12 protein-coding genes are annotated in these 15,498 nt (G+C 68.7%); 5 read left to right on the forward strand and 7 right to left on the reverse strand.

The window, feature by feature from the left end; genetic code table 11:
* Positions 1 to 65 precede the first annotated feature (65 nt).
* A complete protein-coding gene (locus C7H75_RS23275; protein WP_005516912.1) occupies positions 66 to 719 on the reverse strand; it encodes a TetR/AcrR family transcriptional regulator in 654 nt (217 codons plus the stop codon).
* Positions 706 to 2,316, reverse strand: a complete 1,611-nt coding sequence (locus C7H75_RS23280) for a class I adenylate-forming enzyme family protein (RefSeq protein WP_106851897.1) — start codon at positions 2,314 to 2,316, stop codon at positions 706 to 708. The genes C7H75_RS23275 and C7H75_RS23280 overlap by 14 nt, the downstream gene beginning before the upstream one ends.
* Before the next feature lie 341 nt (positions 2,317 to 2,657).
* On the opposite strand from C7H75_RS23280, the gene C7H75_RS23285 reads away from it, so the two are divergent.
* From C7H75_RS23285 to C7H75_RS23295, 3 genes are read left to right on the forward strand one after another with little or no spacing between them, the layout of a single operon-like run.
* Complete coding sequence (locus tag C7H75_RS23285) at positions 2,658 to 4,538, forward strand: flavin-containing monooxygenase (protein ID WP_081183990.1); 1,881 nt, start codon at positions 2,658 to 2,660, stop codon at positions 4,536 to 4,538.
* Positions 4,535 to 5,707, forward strand: coding sequence for a CaiB/BaiF CoA transferase family protein (locus C7H75_RS23290; protein WP_106851898.1), 1,173 nt, complete (start codon positions 4,535 to 4,537; stop codon positions 5,705 to 5,707). The genes C7H75_RS23285 and C7H75_RS23290 overlap by 4 nt, the downstream gene beginning before the upstream one ends.
* The gene (locus C7H75_RS23295) at positions 5,704 to 7,290 is read left to right on the forward strand and encodes an AMP-binding protein (RefSeq protein WP_081183986.1); all 1,587 of its coding nucleotides are present in this window, start codon (positions 5,704 to 5,706) and stop codon (positions 7,288 to 7,290) included. The genes C7H75_RS23290 and C7H75_RS23295 overlap by 4 nt, the downstream gene beginning before the upstream one ends.
* Positions 7,291 to 7,346: 56 nt before the next feature.
* On the opposite strand, the gene C7H75_RS23300 is transcribed toward C7H75_RS23295, so the two are convergent.
* Positions 7,347 to 7,658, reverse strand: coding sequence for a hypothetical protein (locus tag C7H75_RS23300; protein ID WP_013417550.1), 312 nt, complete (start codon positions 7,656 to 7,658; stop codon positions 7,347 to 7,349).
* 132 nt (positions 7,659 to 7,790) lie between these two features.
* Entirely contained in the window at positions 7,791 to 8,768 is a 978-nt protein-coding gene (locus tag C7H75_RS23305; RefSeq protein WP_005516900.1) for a DUF2889 domain-containing protein, read from the reverse strand.
* A 223-nt stretch (positions 8,769 to 8,991) separates the two neighbouring features.
* Between C7H75_RS23305 and C7H75_RS23310 the strand changes: the two genes are divergently transcribed.
* Complete coding sequence (locus C7H75_RS23310) at positions 8,992 to 11,556, forward strand: LuxR C-terminal-related transcriptional regulator (RefSeq protein ID WP_233281820.1); 2,565 nt, start codon at positions 8,992 to 8,994, stop codon at positions 11,554 to 11,556.
* A 45-nt stretch (positions 11,557 to 11,601) separates the two neighbouring features.
* Entirely contained in the window at positions 11,602 to 13,218 is a 1,617-nt protein-coding gene (locus tag C7H75_RS23315; RefSeq protein WP_022598462.1) for an MFS transporter, read from the forward strand.
* Between the two features lie 35 nt (positions 13,219 to 13,253).
* Here the strand turns inward: C7H75_RS23315 and C7H75_RS23320 are convergent, their stop codons facing one another.
* From C7H75_RS23320 to C7H75_RS23330, 3 genes are read right to left on the reverse strand one after another with little or no spacing between them, the layout of a single operon-like run.
* Positions 13,254 to 14,171, reverse strand: coding sequence for an urease accessory protein UreD (locus tag C7H75_RS23320; RefSeq protein ID WP_022598463.1), 918 nt, complete (start codon positions 14,169 to 14,171; stop codon positions 13,254 to 13,256).
* On the reverse strand, positions 14,168 to 14,782 hold the full coding sequence (gene ureG, locus C7H75_RS23325) for an urease accessory protein UreG (protein WP_106851899.1): 615 nt from the start codon (positions 14,780 to 14,782) through the stop codon (positions 14,168 to 14,170). The genes C7H75_RS23320 and ureG overlap by 4 nt, the downstream gene beginning before the upstream one ends.
* Positions 14,783 to 14,802: 20 nt before the next feature.
* Positions 14,803 to 15,492, reverse strand: a complete 690-nt coding sequence (locus C7H75_RS23330) for an urease accessory protein UreF (RefSeq protein ID WP_106851900.1) — start codon at positions 15,490 to 15,492, stop codon at positions 14,803 to 14,805.
* Between the last annotated feature and the right edge of the window lie 6 nt (positions 15,493 to 15,498).

Raw genomic sequence — 15,498 nt, forward strand, 5'->3', positions numbered from 1 at the left:
CGATGCGAAGGGAGACCGACTGCTTCGGAGGACATGGACCGGGGCCGCCGACCGGCCCGACCTCTCTACTGTCCGGGGCGGTGGCGCAGGATTCCGCCGACGATGTAATCCACGTAGGTGGTCACCAGCGCGTCGATGTCGTGATCGTCCCGGAGCCACCAGCTCACCCCGTTCATGAGGTCCAGCACGGCAACGGCCGCGCGGGCCGGGTCGTCGTTGTCGAACTCCCCCGCGCGAACCCCGGCCGCGATCACGTCACGCACACGTCGCTGGTAGTACTTGCGGTACTCGAGCACCCGTTCGCGGTGCTCCTCGGTGAGCGCAGACAGCTCTCGCAGGCTCACCAGGTGCTCGACCCGGTTGACCGCCAGGTGCCGCAGATGGACATCGATCAGCGCCGTGAGCCGCTCGGCCGGCGTTCCGGACTCTTCGAGGACCAGGAGATGTTCCTCGACCGGGACCTGCGTCATCTTGAGCGCGATCGCATAGAGGATCTCCTCTTTCGAGGTGAAGTGGTTGTACAGGCTCGCACCCTTGATCCCCACCGAATCGGCGATGCCCCGCATCCCGGCGGAGTGATACCCCTGCTCGGCGAAGTACTCGGCCGCGGCGGCCAGGATGGCGTCGCGTCGACTGGGAAGACCCACGAGTCCGGATCGACCGGATGCGGGCGTCGCACTGCCGTCGGGTTCGGTGTTCAGCGTTTCATTCCTTTGCATACATCCGGCGCAGTTCTCTCTTGAGCAGCTTGCCTTGGGCGTCCGTGGGCAGCTCGTCCACGATCATGATCGCCTTGGGGACCTTATAACCGGCGAGCTCGGTCTTGCAGTGATCTCGGAGCTCCTGGACGGAGAGGTCGCTGCCGTCGACTGCGACGACGAAGCCCGTGACCGCCTCGGACCAGTAGGGATCCGGAAGTCCCACGACGGCGGCCCGCGCCACCCCGGGATGCGTCTGCAGTACGCGCTCGACCTCCTGGGAGGACACGTTGTAGCCGCCCGTCTTGATCATATCCTTGCTGCGATCGAGGAAGAACATGTTGCCGTCGGCGTCGCGGCGCACGATGTCGCCCGTGCGGACCCACCCGCCGTCGAGCACCGCGGCCGTCTTCTCGGGATCCTTGTAGTAGCCCAGCATCACCGACGGTGTGCGGCAGAGCAGTTCGCCGCTCTCGGTCTCGTTCCCGTCGGCATCGACCACCTTGACCTCGAGGTGTCCGACCGGCTTGCCGATCCAGGTCGGATCCTGATCGGGAATGTCCTCGAGCCGCTTGAACCAGCCGACGGAACCCAGCTGCGTCAGCTCGGACTGACCCCAGTAGGTGCCCCACACCGACGCGGGTGCCGCGTCGTGCCAGGCATCCACCGTCCGCGGTGACACCTGGCCTCCGTAGGTCAGGCAGCGTTGGATGGTGCCCACGGTTTCGGGACCGAACCGTGGGTGTTCCGCGAGCGAGATGAAGAACGTCGGCGTCTGTGCCAGCACCGTGATCTGCTCCGTCTCGATCATCTGCAACGCGTCGGCCGGCGCGAGGCTCGCCGGAAGCACCAGAGTCGCACCGAGGAGCAGAAGCGATGTCAGGGAACCGATCCCGGCGATCGTGTGGAACGGCATCACGTACAGCCAGACGTCGTCGTCCAGGCACCTGAGCCCCCATGTGTAGGCGGGCGCAGTCGAGACCAGGTAATTGCGGTGGGGCAGCATGACGCCCTTCGGCGCCGCCTCGGTGCCGCTGGTGTACACGATCATGGCGAGGTCGTGCTCGTCCACGTCGCAATCCGGCTCGGTGGCCGGCGAGGACTCGAGGAGGTGCTCGAAACGGTGGCCACCGGTGTCGCGTCCGCCGTCGAGGACCACGACTTCGGGACGAGTCGTCAGGCCCGCCAGCGCCTCTTCGACGACCGGCAGGAACTCGGCGGCCACGACGACGGCCGCGGGCTCGAGATGCGCGAGCTGCTGGGACACTTCGCCGGGCCCGAAGAGGACGTTGATCCCGGAGTACGCCGCCCCGATCTTGAGGGCACCGTAGTAGGCGATCACCGACTCCACCCGGTTGCGGGCCATCACCGCAACGCGCTCACCGCGGGAGACCCCCAGCCCGAGGAACATGTGGGCGGCTCGGTTGGCCCCCCTGTCGAGCGCCGCGTAAGTGGTCACCGTGCGTCGACCGTCGGAACGGTACGACACGATCGCGGCCTTGGACGGCCGGCTCTGCGCGTGGCGGCGGAGCTGGTCGCCCAGGGTCGCCCGACCCAGAGGTGATGCCTGGATCTGCGTGAGGGTTCGACCGTCGGCCATTGCGCTCACGGTGTTCATGCTGCCTCGCAGACGTCGACACCGGCAGCAGGGACAGTCCGGGGCCGCCCCGCGCCGGCCTCACGGCACAGTCTCGGCCACCGCCGCAGATCGGTCGCCCACGCTTCGACACGTACCGACAGGTCCATGGTTCCTCACTTCCAAGACTTACCATCGTTAGTATGATGTGGCTCATACTTGCATCGGCGCCGCCCGTGGTCAAGCCTTGATTACTAAGGTAGTGAACGGTTCTACCTTCAAGGTTTGCGAACAAACTAACTCGTGTTAGCCTCCGTCGCATGGCTAACTTCACTGACCACGACCGCCTCCGTTCGGCGGTGCGACAGGGAAACGTTCCGACCATGCTCGCGGTGTTGCTGGAGTTGACCGCCGACGAGCGCTGGACGGGCCCCCGTTACCGACCCACCCGCAGCCGAGGCATGGACGACAACGCGACGGGAGGGCTTCCCGACGACGTCCAGTCCGAGATCCGGGGTGCACTGGTGGACGCCGTCGAACATTGGTGGGCGCTGGGCCGGCCCCCGCGGCGGCGGTTGGACGACGCGGAGGTCGAGCGGATTCTCGACCTCACCTGCGGTGAGACGGTGCCGTCGGATTTCGCGCCCATGATGGCGGAGATTGTCAACGGTCCACGGCCGGAACCCGTTACGAGCACGCCGGACGACCGCCTGCACGCGATCGTGATCGGAGCGGGCATCGCGGGGATGCTGGCCTCGGTCGAGCTGACCCGCGCCGGAATCCCCCACGTGATCGTGGAGAAGAACGACGAGGTGGGCGGTTCGTGGTGGGAGAACCGCTACCCGGGTGCCGGGGTCGACACACCGAGCCACCTCTACTCGATCTCGTCGTTCCCGCACAACTGGTCGACCCACTTCGGCAAGCGTGACGAGGTGCAGAACTATCTCGAGGACTTCGCCGCGGCGCACGACATCCGGCGGCATGTCCGTTTCCGGCACGAGGTGACGCGTGCCGAGTTCGACGAATCGCGACAGTGCTGGCGCGTCACGGTGCGCCGGCCCGACGAGAGCTCGGAGCTCTGGGAGGCCCCGATCCTGATCAGCGCTGTCGGCCTGCTCAACCGTCCGAAAGTCCCCAACCTGCCGGGGATGGAGAGTTTCGGTGGGCGCCTCTTCCACTCGGCGGAGTGGCCCAGCGAGCTCGACGATCCGGAGGCGCTGCTGGGTAAGAAGGTGGGCATCGTCGGGTCGGGCGCCAGTGCCATGCAGATCGGGCCGGCCATTGCGGACCGTGTCGGATCGCTGACGATCTTCCAGCGTTCGCCGCAGTGGATCGCGCCGAACGACGACTACTTCGCGACCATCCCCGAGGACGTGCACTGGCTCATGGACCACGTGCCCGGCTATCGCGAGTGGTATCGGGCACGTCTGTCGTGGATCTTCAACGACAAGGTGTACCCGTCCCTCCAGGTGGATCCGGACTGGCCCGAGCCGAACGCCTCGATCAACGCGACCAACCACGGTCATCGCAAGTTCTACGAGCGCTACCTACGCGATCAGCTGGGTGACCGCACCGATCTGATCGCGGCCTCCCTGCCGGACTATCCCCCCTTCGGCAAGCGGATGCTGCTGGACAACGGCTGGTTCGCGATGCTGCGCAAACCCGACGTCACCCTAGTTCCGTTCGGTGTCGACGCCGTGACACCCTCCGGCCTGATCGATTCGAACGGCGTCGAGCACGAACTGGACGTCATCGTGATGGCGACGGGCTTCCACAGCGTGCGTGTTCTCCACCCGATGGAGATCGTCGGTCGCTCGGGTCGGTCCACCAAGGAGATCTGGGGTGAGCACGACGCCCGCGCCTATCTCGGCATCACGGTCCCGGACTTCCCCAACTTCTTCATCATGACCGGGCCGAACACCGGCCTCGGCCACGGAGGAAGCTTCATCACGATCCTGGAATGCCAGATCCGTTACATCATGGACGCTCTCGCGCTGATGCGGTCGGAGGGTCTCGGCACACTCGAGTGCCGGACCGAGGTGAACGATCGCTACAACGAGGCAGTCGATCGTCGGCACGCACGCATGGTGTGGACACACCCCGCGATGGAGAACTGGTACCGCAACCCGGACGGCCGCGTCGTATCGGTACTGCCCTGGCGTATCAACGACTACTGGGCGATGACCAACAAGGTCGACCCTGCGGACTTCCGAACCGAACCCGCCCGTGCCGCAGCGGTTCCGGCCCCGGCCGGGCAGGGATGACGATGCCGCAGAGGACGGCCGCGCACGGTCACGGCGGGCCGCTGGCGGGGGTCCGGGTGGTCGAGATGGAGGCCATCGGTCCGCTACTGCACGCGGGGATGATGTTGGCGGACCTGGGCGCCGACATCGTGCGCGTCGTCCGGCCGTCGTCGACAGCCTCCGACGACGGGATCGACGACGCCGATGCGGGGATGCTCCGGGGACGGACCGTGGTCACCGCGGACCTCACGAGCGACCGCGGCCGGCGCCGAGTGCGCAGCCTGATCGGCAGCGCCGACGTCCTGATGGAGGGTTCCCGGCCCGGCACGATGGAGAAGCTGGGCCTCGGCCCGGACGTCTGCCTGCAGGACAATCCGGGACTGGTCTACGGCCGGATGACGGGTTGGGGGCAGGAGGGCCCGCTGGCCCGGGAGGCCGGCCACGACGTGAACTACCTTGCGCTGTCGGGCGCGCTCGAACCGCTCGGCCCCGCGACCGGGCCACCGTCGCCGCCACTGAACTACGTCGCGAACTTCGGTGGGGGATCGATGTTCCTGCTCGTCGGCATCCTCGCCGCTCTGTGGGAGAGAACCCGGACCGGCCGGGGCCAGGTGGTGGATGCGGCCATGATCGACGGCGCCAGCTCGGTGACCGCGCTCGTCCGATCGTGGCAGCATGCCGGCCGTTGGTCGCCCGACCGAGGCACCAATCTCCTCGACGGATCGGCGCCCTTCTACCGCGCCTACGAGTGCGCCGACCACGGGTTCATGGCCGTGGGCGCCCTCGAGGATGTGTACTACGACCGATTCGTGCGCGGCCTCGGACTCGACCCGGCCGCACTACCCGACCGGTGGGACCGCTCGAACTGGAACGAGCTGGCGGAACGGTTCGACGGGATCTTCGCCTCTCGGGCGCGCAGCGACTGGACGGCGGCCTTCGAAGGAGCGAACGCCTGTGTCACACCGGTACTTTCACTGCAGGAGGCCACCCTTCACAGCCACGCAACCCACCGCGCGGCATTCACCGACACCGCCGGCTTCATGATGCCGGCGCCTGCCCCACGGCTGGGCTCGACGCGCGGTGCGGCGCCGCCGCCGCGCACCGAGGATCTGGATGTGGCACTGGCTCGATGGGATAGGCACGGCATGCGTTCGAACTCACCGGACAACGAATCGACAGGAGCATCATGAGCTTTCGCAGCCCCTATCCCGCAGTCCCGATCCCGAACCGGAGCGTCCACGACGTCCTGTTCGGTTCCATCGCGGATACCGACCTCGATCGTCCGGCTCTGATCGACGGCGCGTCCGGGACCGTCACCGACTACCGGACCTTGATCGGGCGGATCGACGCCGTGGCCGGCGCCCTCGCGGCCCGTGGCGTGGGGGTCGGTGACGTCGTCGCCCTCCTCTCACCGAACTCGCCCGACTTCGCGGCCGTGTTCCACGGCATCCTCCGGGCCGGTGCCACCGCCACGACTGTCAACGCGCTCTACACCGCGGCGGACATCCGCGGACAGCTCGCGGACTCGAAGGCGCAGTGGCTGTTCACGGTCTCGGCGCTGCTTCCTCAGGCAACGGAGGCAGCCGCCGCCGTCGGCCTTCCCGCCGATCGTCTGGTCGTGATCGACGGTGCGCCGGGACACCCATCCCTGAGCGACCTGCTCGCCGAGGACGTGCCCGCTCCCGACGTGTCGTTCGACCCCGCCACGCATCTGGCGGTGTTGCCGTATTCCTCGGGGACCACCGGCCGACCCAAGGGCGTAATGCTCACCCACCGCAACCTCGTGGCCAACGTGCTCCAGATCGAGGCGCCGATCGAGATCACCCCGAACGACCGGATTCTCGCGGTTCTGCCGTTCTTCCACATCTACGGAATGACCGTGCTGCTCAACGCCGCCCTGTACAACCGGGCGTCACTGGTGACGATGCCCAAGTTCGAGCTACCGGAGTTCTTGCGAATCGTCGCGGAGCAGCGCTGCACCTACGTGTTCGTCGCCCCGCCGGTCGCCGTGGCACTGGCGAAACATCCGCTCGTGGAAGAGTTCGACCTCTCCAGCGTGCACACCGTGTTCTCCGGCGCGGCGCCGCTGGACCGGGCGCTCGGCGAGGCGGTGAGCGCCCGGCTCCACTGCAAGGTCCGCCAGGGTTACGGCATGTCCGAGATGAGCCCGGTCAGCCACGTGATCCCGTTCGACGGGGACGACGTTCCGCTCGACTCGGTGGGACCGACACTCGCCGGCATGGAGTGCAAGCTCGTCGACCCGAACACCGGGGAGGAAGTCGACTACCCCATCGGAGAGGGCAACTCCGAACCCGGCGAACTGTGGTGCAAGGGACCCAACGTCATGCTCGGCTACCTCGGCAACCCGCAGGCCACCGCCGACGCGCTCGACGCGGACGGCTACCTGCACACCGGAGACATCGCGACCGTCGACGCAGCCGGCAACGTCACGATCGTCGACCGCTTGAAGGAACTGATCAAGTACAAGGGCTACCAGGTGCCACCCGCCGAACTCGAGGCACTCCTGCTGACCCACCCGCAGATCGCCGACGCGGCCGTCGTCGGGGTCCTCGACGCCGACGGCGAGGAGGTGCCCAAGGCGTTCGTCGTTCGCCAGCCGGGTGCCGCGCTCACCGAGGAGGCGGTGATCGACTTCGTCGCTCGACGTGTCTCGCCGCACAAGAAGGTGCGGCAGGTGGAGTTCATCGAGATCGTCCCGAAGTCGGCCTCCGGCAAGATCCTGCGCCGAAACCTGCGTGCGACCACGTCCTGACCCACCGCTGGACGTGACTCGGGCCCGCGCGTGCGGTCTCGACAGACCTGGCGGCGTCAGCTGCCCACGAACGCCGCGAGCGACCCGAGGTCGAGCAGCACGGCCGATCCGCTGCAGGACAGCCCGAACGTCGCGGAGGAGACGGGCGCCGACCACTCCGAACCGAGTCCGGTGTCCAGCGACGCCGACGACGCCGATCCGGTCGCGGTGCAGTCCTGCGGCTCGGACGTCGACACATCCGTCGGTGGCGTCGCCGGTGTGTCGGCGGGCGCGCCCCATGCCGGTGCCGCGAGGGCCGTCATCGCCGCGAGGGCGCACGCAGGCGCCGCGAACCGTCCCACGACCGAAGCTCGTCTACCGATCCCCACGGGCACTCCTCGTCCAACGGTCGGATGTTATGCGGCGGGACGCGGCGGGCACTGCGCCGCCGCACGCCCGCCGGCACCGGCATCATCCCGTGTCCGCCGCGCCGATGTCGGATATCGGGCGAATTCCCCGGATCAGCGCGTGATGCTGCGCAGCAGGTCGTTGAGGTGCGTGCACGTGTGCGGTCCACGGAAGCCGCGGCGCACGTCCGCCTCGACGTCCGTGATCGCGGTCCCGACCAGTCGTCCGGCGCTGGCCACGGCGCCCGGACAATCGAGCCACGGCAACACCCGAGGCGTCGCCGTCGCCTCGCGGACGACGCCCGTCGCGGCGTCGACGGCCGCCGTGAGTTCGTACTCGTGGATCACCGTCTCGACCCCGTCGGCGCGGACGTAGGTGTCTCGGAACATCGCGTCGAAACGCAGCTCGCCGTTCTCGGTCCACCGGTCGATCCTGCGACGACGTCGCATCGCGTGGATCCCCAGGGCGGGCGGTGTGCGCCCGAAGGCGTCGTCGAGGGGCGGTGCGACGGGTCCGTCCGCGACCGGACTGCGCCCGCGCACGGCGATCGTGGTGATGAGCGCGCCGCCGTCGACGTAGCCCGCGCACTGGTCGCCCACCGGAACGTAGCCGGTGCCACCCACGGCAGCGTGTGGATCCAGCGCGCGTTCGGCCGACACGGCGTGACCCGAGATCAACGTGCCCAGTGGCACGTCGTCGAGCAACTGGGCCAGCGGTGCACGCACGTCGGCGGCACCATCCGCGACCGCGGCGTCGACCCGCCCACGGAACCCTGCGATCGCCGACGCCCCGACGAGAGTTGCGAGTTCCGGCACAGCGGGCGACGTGCGGATGCGGGTGAGGGTGCGACCGTCGTGATAGTCCACGACTGCCTCGAGGTCGGCCGCGTCCCGCACCGACTCCACGGCGCGCGCGTCGATCTCGAACTCCCACGCCCGCCCGCTCAATCGGAGCATGCCTCCGGCACCGTCCGGCCGCGACAGGTCGAGACGAGTGACCAGCCTTACCGAATTCGATCGAGCGACCGGCACATCGGCACGGGGCGCCCGCACGGCACCGTGCAGTGCGGGATCCGGAGCGGTCTCGGTCATGGGATCGACCGTGCCCCATGACGTACGCGGCGATCAAGTGCAGGTCTCATCGGGTGGAAGTAGAGGGTAGCCAATGTCCGGTGTGGCGCAATTTGCAATGATCGTGCGGAAGAGGTTTGTGGAGAGAAGTCTCGAAGCCCGCCGCGTCGCGGGAATCGTGCGAACCGGAGCCGGGGGGTGGTTTCCAATGAGAGAGCGCCGGCAGAACGGCATTACAGGTCCGATGCCGAGCCGCAGTTCGGCATGGGCTCCGGCCCGGAAGCGACTTCTCGCGCGCCTGGACCGGAACTCGCCGATCACGGTGATCCGCGCGCCGCGGGGCTTCGGCAAGATCAACCTCCTCGTGTCGTGGCTCGAGTCCGCCAGATCGGAATATCGTGCAGTGCTGTGGATTTCCGCCCCTGCGGAGACCACCACGTCGGAGGAGTTCTGGCGGTCCGCGATCGAGCGAATCCGTGCGGCGGGCATCATTGCGGGAGAGACCGATCCGTCGCCGGACAACACGTCGGCAGCAGAGCAGGTCCGGGAGTATCTCGCCCACTGCGGAGCGCCGGTACTGCTCGTACTCGTTCGTATCGATCTGGTGCACGACGTCCGTATCGAGGACGAGATCCTGCATCTTCTCGACCGGTGCCACAACGTCAACATCGTCGCCACCGCGTGCGACAGATCGCTGTTCGGGGACCCCGTCGTCATGGAGCCCACGCACGAGCTGATCCTGGCGCGCGACCTGCTCTACACCCGCGAGGACGCGGAGGAGCTGTTCGCTCACGCCGAAATATCGCTCGAGCCGGGCGAACTGGACTACATCCGCACTCGGACCGGAGGACTGCCGGCCCTGATGCGCATCGCGGTCGTCGTCACGAAGAATCTCCCCGACTCCCCGGAACGCCGGGAACTCCTCGCGCACCGCCTCGACAGCACGATCGCCCGATACGTGCAATCGACTGTGCTCGAACATCCTTCGATTGACGAAAGCCGCGACTTCGTCATCACCGTCGCCACCGCGCGCGTCATCACGGAGGAGATCGCTCGGCTGCTGACCGGCGCCGACGACGCCGTGCGACGGCTCGAGATTCTCGAATCCGCCGGAATCGTCAACCATTGCGAGACAACGGTCGAGGACGCCTGGGAGTTCGCGCCGGCCGTCCGCGACTGCCTGCTCGCGGCACAGGCGCAGGTGGGCATCGACCGCGACGAGAGACTCACGGTCCTGGCGCGCCACGAGGTGCAGCGCGGGAACATCGCGTCGGGACTCGGGTACGCGGTCGAGGCGAAGGACTGGGACTTCGTGCTCGATCTGATCTCCGATCACTGGGTGAGACTGATCGACAGCCACTTCGGATTACTGCGGTCGACGCTGAGCGGCCTGCCGGAAGAACACCTCGACGCCCACCCCGCCATCAAGGCCGGACGCGACCTGTTCATCCTCCTGGGCGCCCAGCCGACCATCCCCGCCGACGCGCTGCCCAGCCGGCCCGCAGCGCTCGAGCAACTCGGCACCACCGAGAAGGCGCGCGACGCCCTCAGCGTGGGCTGCGTCCAGACCCTGATGCTCCGCCTCGGCGGTGAGCACGAACGCGCCGCGGAAATGACCCGCCGGCTCACCCATCTGGTCCGCGGCGCGCTCGACACCCGCCCGGACGACATCGCCGACCAGTTGCCGGTGATGCGCCTCCAATGGGGAATCACGTACGAACTCGCCGGGGCATTCGCGGAATCGGCGGTGGAGCTGCGGCTCGCACACCGTGGCGCGTTGGCGCAGGGAGTCGACTTCGTGGCCCGCAACGCGGCGGGCAACTCCGCGATGAACTGGGCCGTGACCGGCGAACCGCGGCGCGCCGAGGAATGGATCGAGCTCGAGAACGCGCACCCCGATCCCGACGGCTGGCTCGAGCCGATGGTCAAGGTGGGCGGACTCGTGGCCCGCACCCTGGTGGCACTCGACCGCCTCGACATCGCGGCCGCCGATCACTGGCTCGACGAACTGGGCGAGGCCTCCGAACGCGAGGAGCTGTGGCCTTTCGTCACTTTGGCCCACTGCCGGCACGCCCTCGCGACCGGACAGGCGTACGCCGGTATGGCCGTCCTGCAGCGCGCGATCGCGTCCCACGCCGCGAGGCTCCGCCCGGGATCGAAGGTCGCGTCGCTGACGTCGGCGCTCGAGGTCGAACTGCGCCTGGCCCTCGGCGAGGGCAACCGCGCCCTGTCGATGCTCGCCGAACGCGAACTCACCGAGCCGATCCTGCTGATCCCCGCCGCGCGCGCTCACCTGCTCACCGGCAAGCCGGCGACCGCGCTCGCACTGTGCCGCAAATGCGACTGGTTCAGCTATCCGTTCACCCGCAGCCAGCTCGACGCCCTGCTGATCGAGACCGCTGCGCACCACGCGCTGGGCGAGCACGCCGCGGCCGCCCGGTCGTGGGCGCAGGCGACGGCGATCGCGGACCGGACCGGGCTGCTCGGAATGCTCGCCACGGTCCCCCGGGCGCTGCTCGCCGACCTGGATGCGGCGGCACGGACCCCGTCGAAGGCCGTGGCCGCGCTGCTCGCGACCGACGCCCGCGAGGTGTACCCCGCGGCCGTCCACCACGTGGAACTCACCGAACGTGAGCGTGCGGTCCTCGCCGAACTCGCGCGCGGCCTGTCGACACTCGAGATCGCCCGCACGCTCTTCGTGTCGACCAACACGGTCAAGAGCCAGTTGCGGACGCTGTACCGGAAGATCGACGCGCACTCGCGCGACGAGGCCCTCGAGATCGCGTATCGGACCGGCCTGATCGACTGAGGCCGATCCGCCGCGCGGCGTGCCCCGGCCCTGATTCAATCGGGTATGCCTGACACCATCGGGCGTCCGACCGGATCCCGGGCGACGCTGATCCTGGCGACACTGTCGGCGGGACAGTTCCTGATGACGCTCGACAGTTCGGTGATGAACGTGTCGATGGCGATGGTCGCGTCGGACCTCGGCACCACGATCACCGGGATCCAGACGGCGATCACGCTGTACACGCTCGTGATGGCGACACTGATGATCACCGGCGGGAAGATCGGCAGCATCATCGGTCGTCGGCGGGCGTTCGGCATCGGTCTCGTCGTCTACGGTGCGGGCTCGCTGACCACCGCACTGGCCCCGAACCTGGGCGTGCTCCTGCTGGGGTGGTCGGTGCTCGAGGGTCTCGGTGCCGCCCTCATCATGCCCGCGATCGTCGCCCTCGTCGCGGCCAACTTCCCGCCCGAGAAGCGTGCGAGCGCCTACGGACTGATCGCCGCCTCGGGCGCCGTCGCGGTGGCCGCCGGTCCGCTGATAGGCGGCGCGGTCACCACGTTCGCGTCGTGGCGGTACGTGTTCGCCGGTGAAGTCGTCCTCGTGATCCTGATCCTGCCGGTGCTGCGCCGGATCGAGGACGCCCCGCCGGCGCGAGCCCGGCTCGACCTGGTCGGCTCGCTGCTGTCCGTCGCGGGCCTGGGCCTGGTCGTGTACGGCGTGCTGCGGGCCGGCGAATGGGGATGGCTGCGCAGCCGACCCGGCGGTCCCGAACTGCTGGGCCTGTCCCCGGTCTGCTGGCTCGTGCTCGCGGGCCTGCTGGTGATCTACGCCTTCACCCGCTGGGAGGCGCGCCTGACGCACCGCGGTGGCGAACCGTTGCTCGACACCCGGCTGCTCGCCAACCGGCAACTGTCCGGCGGACTGACGATGTTCTTCGCACAGTTCATGATTCAGGCCGGCGTGTTCTTCACCGTCCCACTGTTCCTGTCGGTCGTTCTCGAACTGACCGCGCTACAGACGGGCGTGCGCCTGCTCCCCCTGTCGGTCGCGCTGCTCCTGACCGCGGTCGGGATACCGCGGGTGTGGCCGCGCGCGAATCCGCGCCGCGTCGTGCGGGCGGGCCTCGCGTCGATGACCGTCGGCATCGGGATCCTGGCCGCGGGCATGGACCCCGGCGCCAACGCCGGGATCGTCGCGGTCCCGATGCTGCTGATGGGTCTCGGGCTCGGCGCGCTCGCGTCCCAACTCGGCGCGGTCACCGTCTCCGCGGTGCCCGACGCGCGCAGCGCCGAGGTGGGCGGCCTGCAGAACACCGCGACCAACCTCGGCGCTTCGCTCGGCACCGCGCTCATCGGTTCCGTGCTGATCGCGACACTGAGCGCCTCGATCGTCGCCGGAATCCAGGACGACCCCCGCGTACCCGACACCGTCCAGGAACAGGCCACCACGGAACTCGCCAGCGGTGTCCCGTTCCTCAGCGACACCCAACTGTCCGGGGCTCTCGATGCCGCCGGAGTGGATCGGACGGTCGCGGACGCGGTGGTGTCGGCCAACACCGACGCCCGCCTGCAGGCGTTGCAGGCCGCACTCTGGGTCGCCGCACTGCTGACGGTAGCGGCGCTCTTCGCCAGCGGACGCATCCCCCGGACGTCGGTCGGCGACGACGGCCGTCAGCCCTGAACCCTCGTGTCCCGTCCCGTCGCCCGTCCTGCCCGTCAGGTTCGGCGAATGTGCGGCGCCGGAACCCCGATCAGCAGGCGCCGGGCCGCGTCCCAGGCCTGGCGGACCACTGCGGCCACGGCCTCGGTCTCGGTGCCGAGCACCCGGAGCCACACCCCGCAGTCCTCCGGGAGGATGCTCACGCCCGCCTCGATGCCGTCCGTCGGGCCCTCGATCGCATCGTGCAACACGTCGGCGAGGGCACGGGCGTGCGCGAGCGGAGTGATCACGTACAGCGTGCCCATCACGTCGTGGTCGCCGAACACCGCAGGCCCGGTGACGCCGCCGTCCGACGGCTGCAGCCGGATCGTGTCGACCGCCAGTAGCACGCCGTCGGGTCGGACGACCTCGAGATCCGACGCGAACACGTCGTACTCGTGCTTCTCGTCCCGGGCCAGGCGTCCGGCGAGCACCGTCTCCCCGAGGATCACGGTGGCGGACGGATCGACGGTCACCGTGGTGCGCTGGTGCAGGCGCGCCCCACCGAACGGGATCAGCGGTTCGGGAAGATACTCGACGAAGGCGCCGGCACCCGCCCGCAACGTCACCGTCTGCGTCGCGTAGTCGGTGTCCATCCGCTGCACCTTCGTCGAGGCCTGCGTCGTCAGATGCACGGACGTGTCCGGGCCGCAGTCGATGTCGAGCCTCATACGATCGCCCTGGACCAGCCCGCCGCCGGTCGACATCAAATACACCACCGGCAGGTCGGGACGTTCCGGGTCGACGTACAAGGGCCGCATGATCTGCAGTGGCGGCTGCTGCCGGTGCTGCGACAGCTCGGTCCGGCCACCGATTCGGACGAATCCGAGCTCGAGGACGCCGTCCTTGCCGGGGCTGCCGGCAGGCAGCGTCTCGGGGGTTCCCGCGTAACCGGCCACGATCTCCGGGACGTCGCCGTTCCCGTCCCCGGTCACGGTTGCTCCCTGAACGTGTCGAGGAAGTCCGCGATGGCATCGAGCCCCTGTCCGGTCAGGCAGTTCGTCAACTGCACCGGACGACCGTCGCGGACCCGGTACGCGTCGGACTCCATGACGTCCACGTCGGTGCGGACGTACTGCGCGATGTCGATCTTGTTGATCACCAACAGATCCGACTCGGTGATGCCCGGCCCCCGCTTGCGTGGCATCTTCTCCCCCTCGGCGGTGTCGAGCACGAACAGGAACAGATCGACCAGCACCGGACTGAACGTCAGTGTCAGATTGTCGCCGCCGGACTCGTAGAGGAGTGTGTCGACGTCCGGAAACTGTTCCAGCAGTTCGGCGCCCGCGGCGAGGTTCATCGTCGGGTCGTCCCGCACGGCGGTGTGCGGACACGCTCCCGTCTCCACGCCCACGACGCGTGCCGGATCGAGGATCCCGTCGAGCGTGCGTCGGACGTGCTCGGCGTCCTCCTGTGTGTAGATGTCGTTGGTGATCACTGCCGGACGGCGCCCCCGTGCAGTCAGCACCGGGACGAGCGCCTCGATCAGTGCGGTCTTGCCCGAGCCCACCGGGCCACCGATCCCGACCCGCAGAACGTCGGTCATGTCTTCTCCTTCCTCTGGTGTCAGCTGACGAACAGGCGGGCGTCGGCCCGCTCGTGTCCCGCCGACATCACGTCGGCGACGGGAGTGCACCCGCCGAGGTCGTTCAGGTCGCGGCGCAGCGCGGCCGCGGTGACCTCCCCGATCACCGGGGCGGCGTCGGCGAGGATTCGTTGCGCTCGAATGTGATCGGTGAGCCGCAGCCGCAGCGCGGCACCCACCAGGCTGGCGGAGAACGCGAACAGATCACCGGCCACCGCCTGCGCGACATCCACCCCGCACGCCGCCGCGACCACCCCGGTGACCACCGGCTGTGTGCCGGGGGAACGCTTCGCGGCGACGTCCTCGCCGAACCGCTCGATCTCGGGACGGCCGAACGTCTCGCGCGCGACCGCGAGCATCTGGTGGCCGGTCCGGGTACAGGCGCGCCGCAACTCGCGGTTGAGCTTGGTGGCGTGCAGGCGTCGGTCCACTCGGTGCAGTGCCTCGCGATCCCCGTCCCGAACAGCGTTGTGCGCGAGCGCCAGTGCCGTCGCGTCGGCGGGACCGACCGAATGCCGCAACAGATCCGTCAGCAGCTCCGGAAGCGTCGCCGGCGTCACCGACCCCGTCTGCGCGTAGCCCTCGAGGCCGTGCGAGAGCGTGTAGAACCCGGCGGGGAACGCCGAATCGGTGAGTTGCAATGTCACGAGCAGAGCTGCCACGTCGGTCATGCCGGC

It is taken from the genome of Rhodococcus (subgen. Prescottella) equi (assembly GCF_003013675.1).
Classification (GTDB): Bacteria; Actinomycetota; Actinomycetes; order Mycobacteriales; family Mycobacteriaceae; genus Prescottella; species Prescottella equi.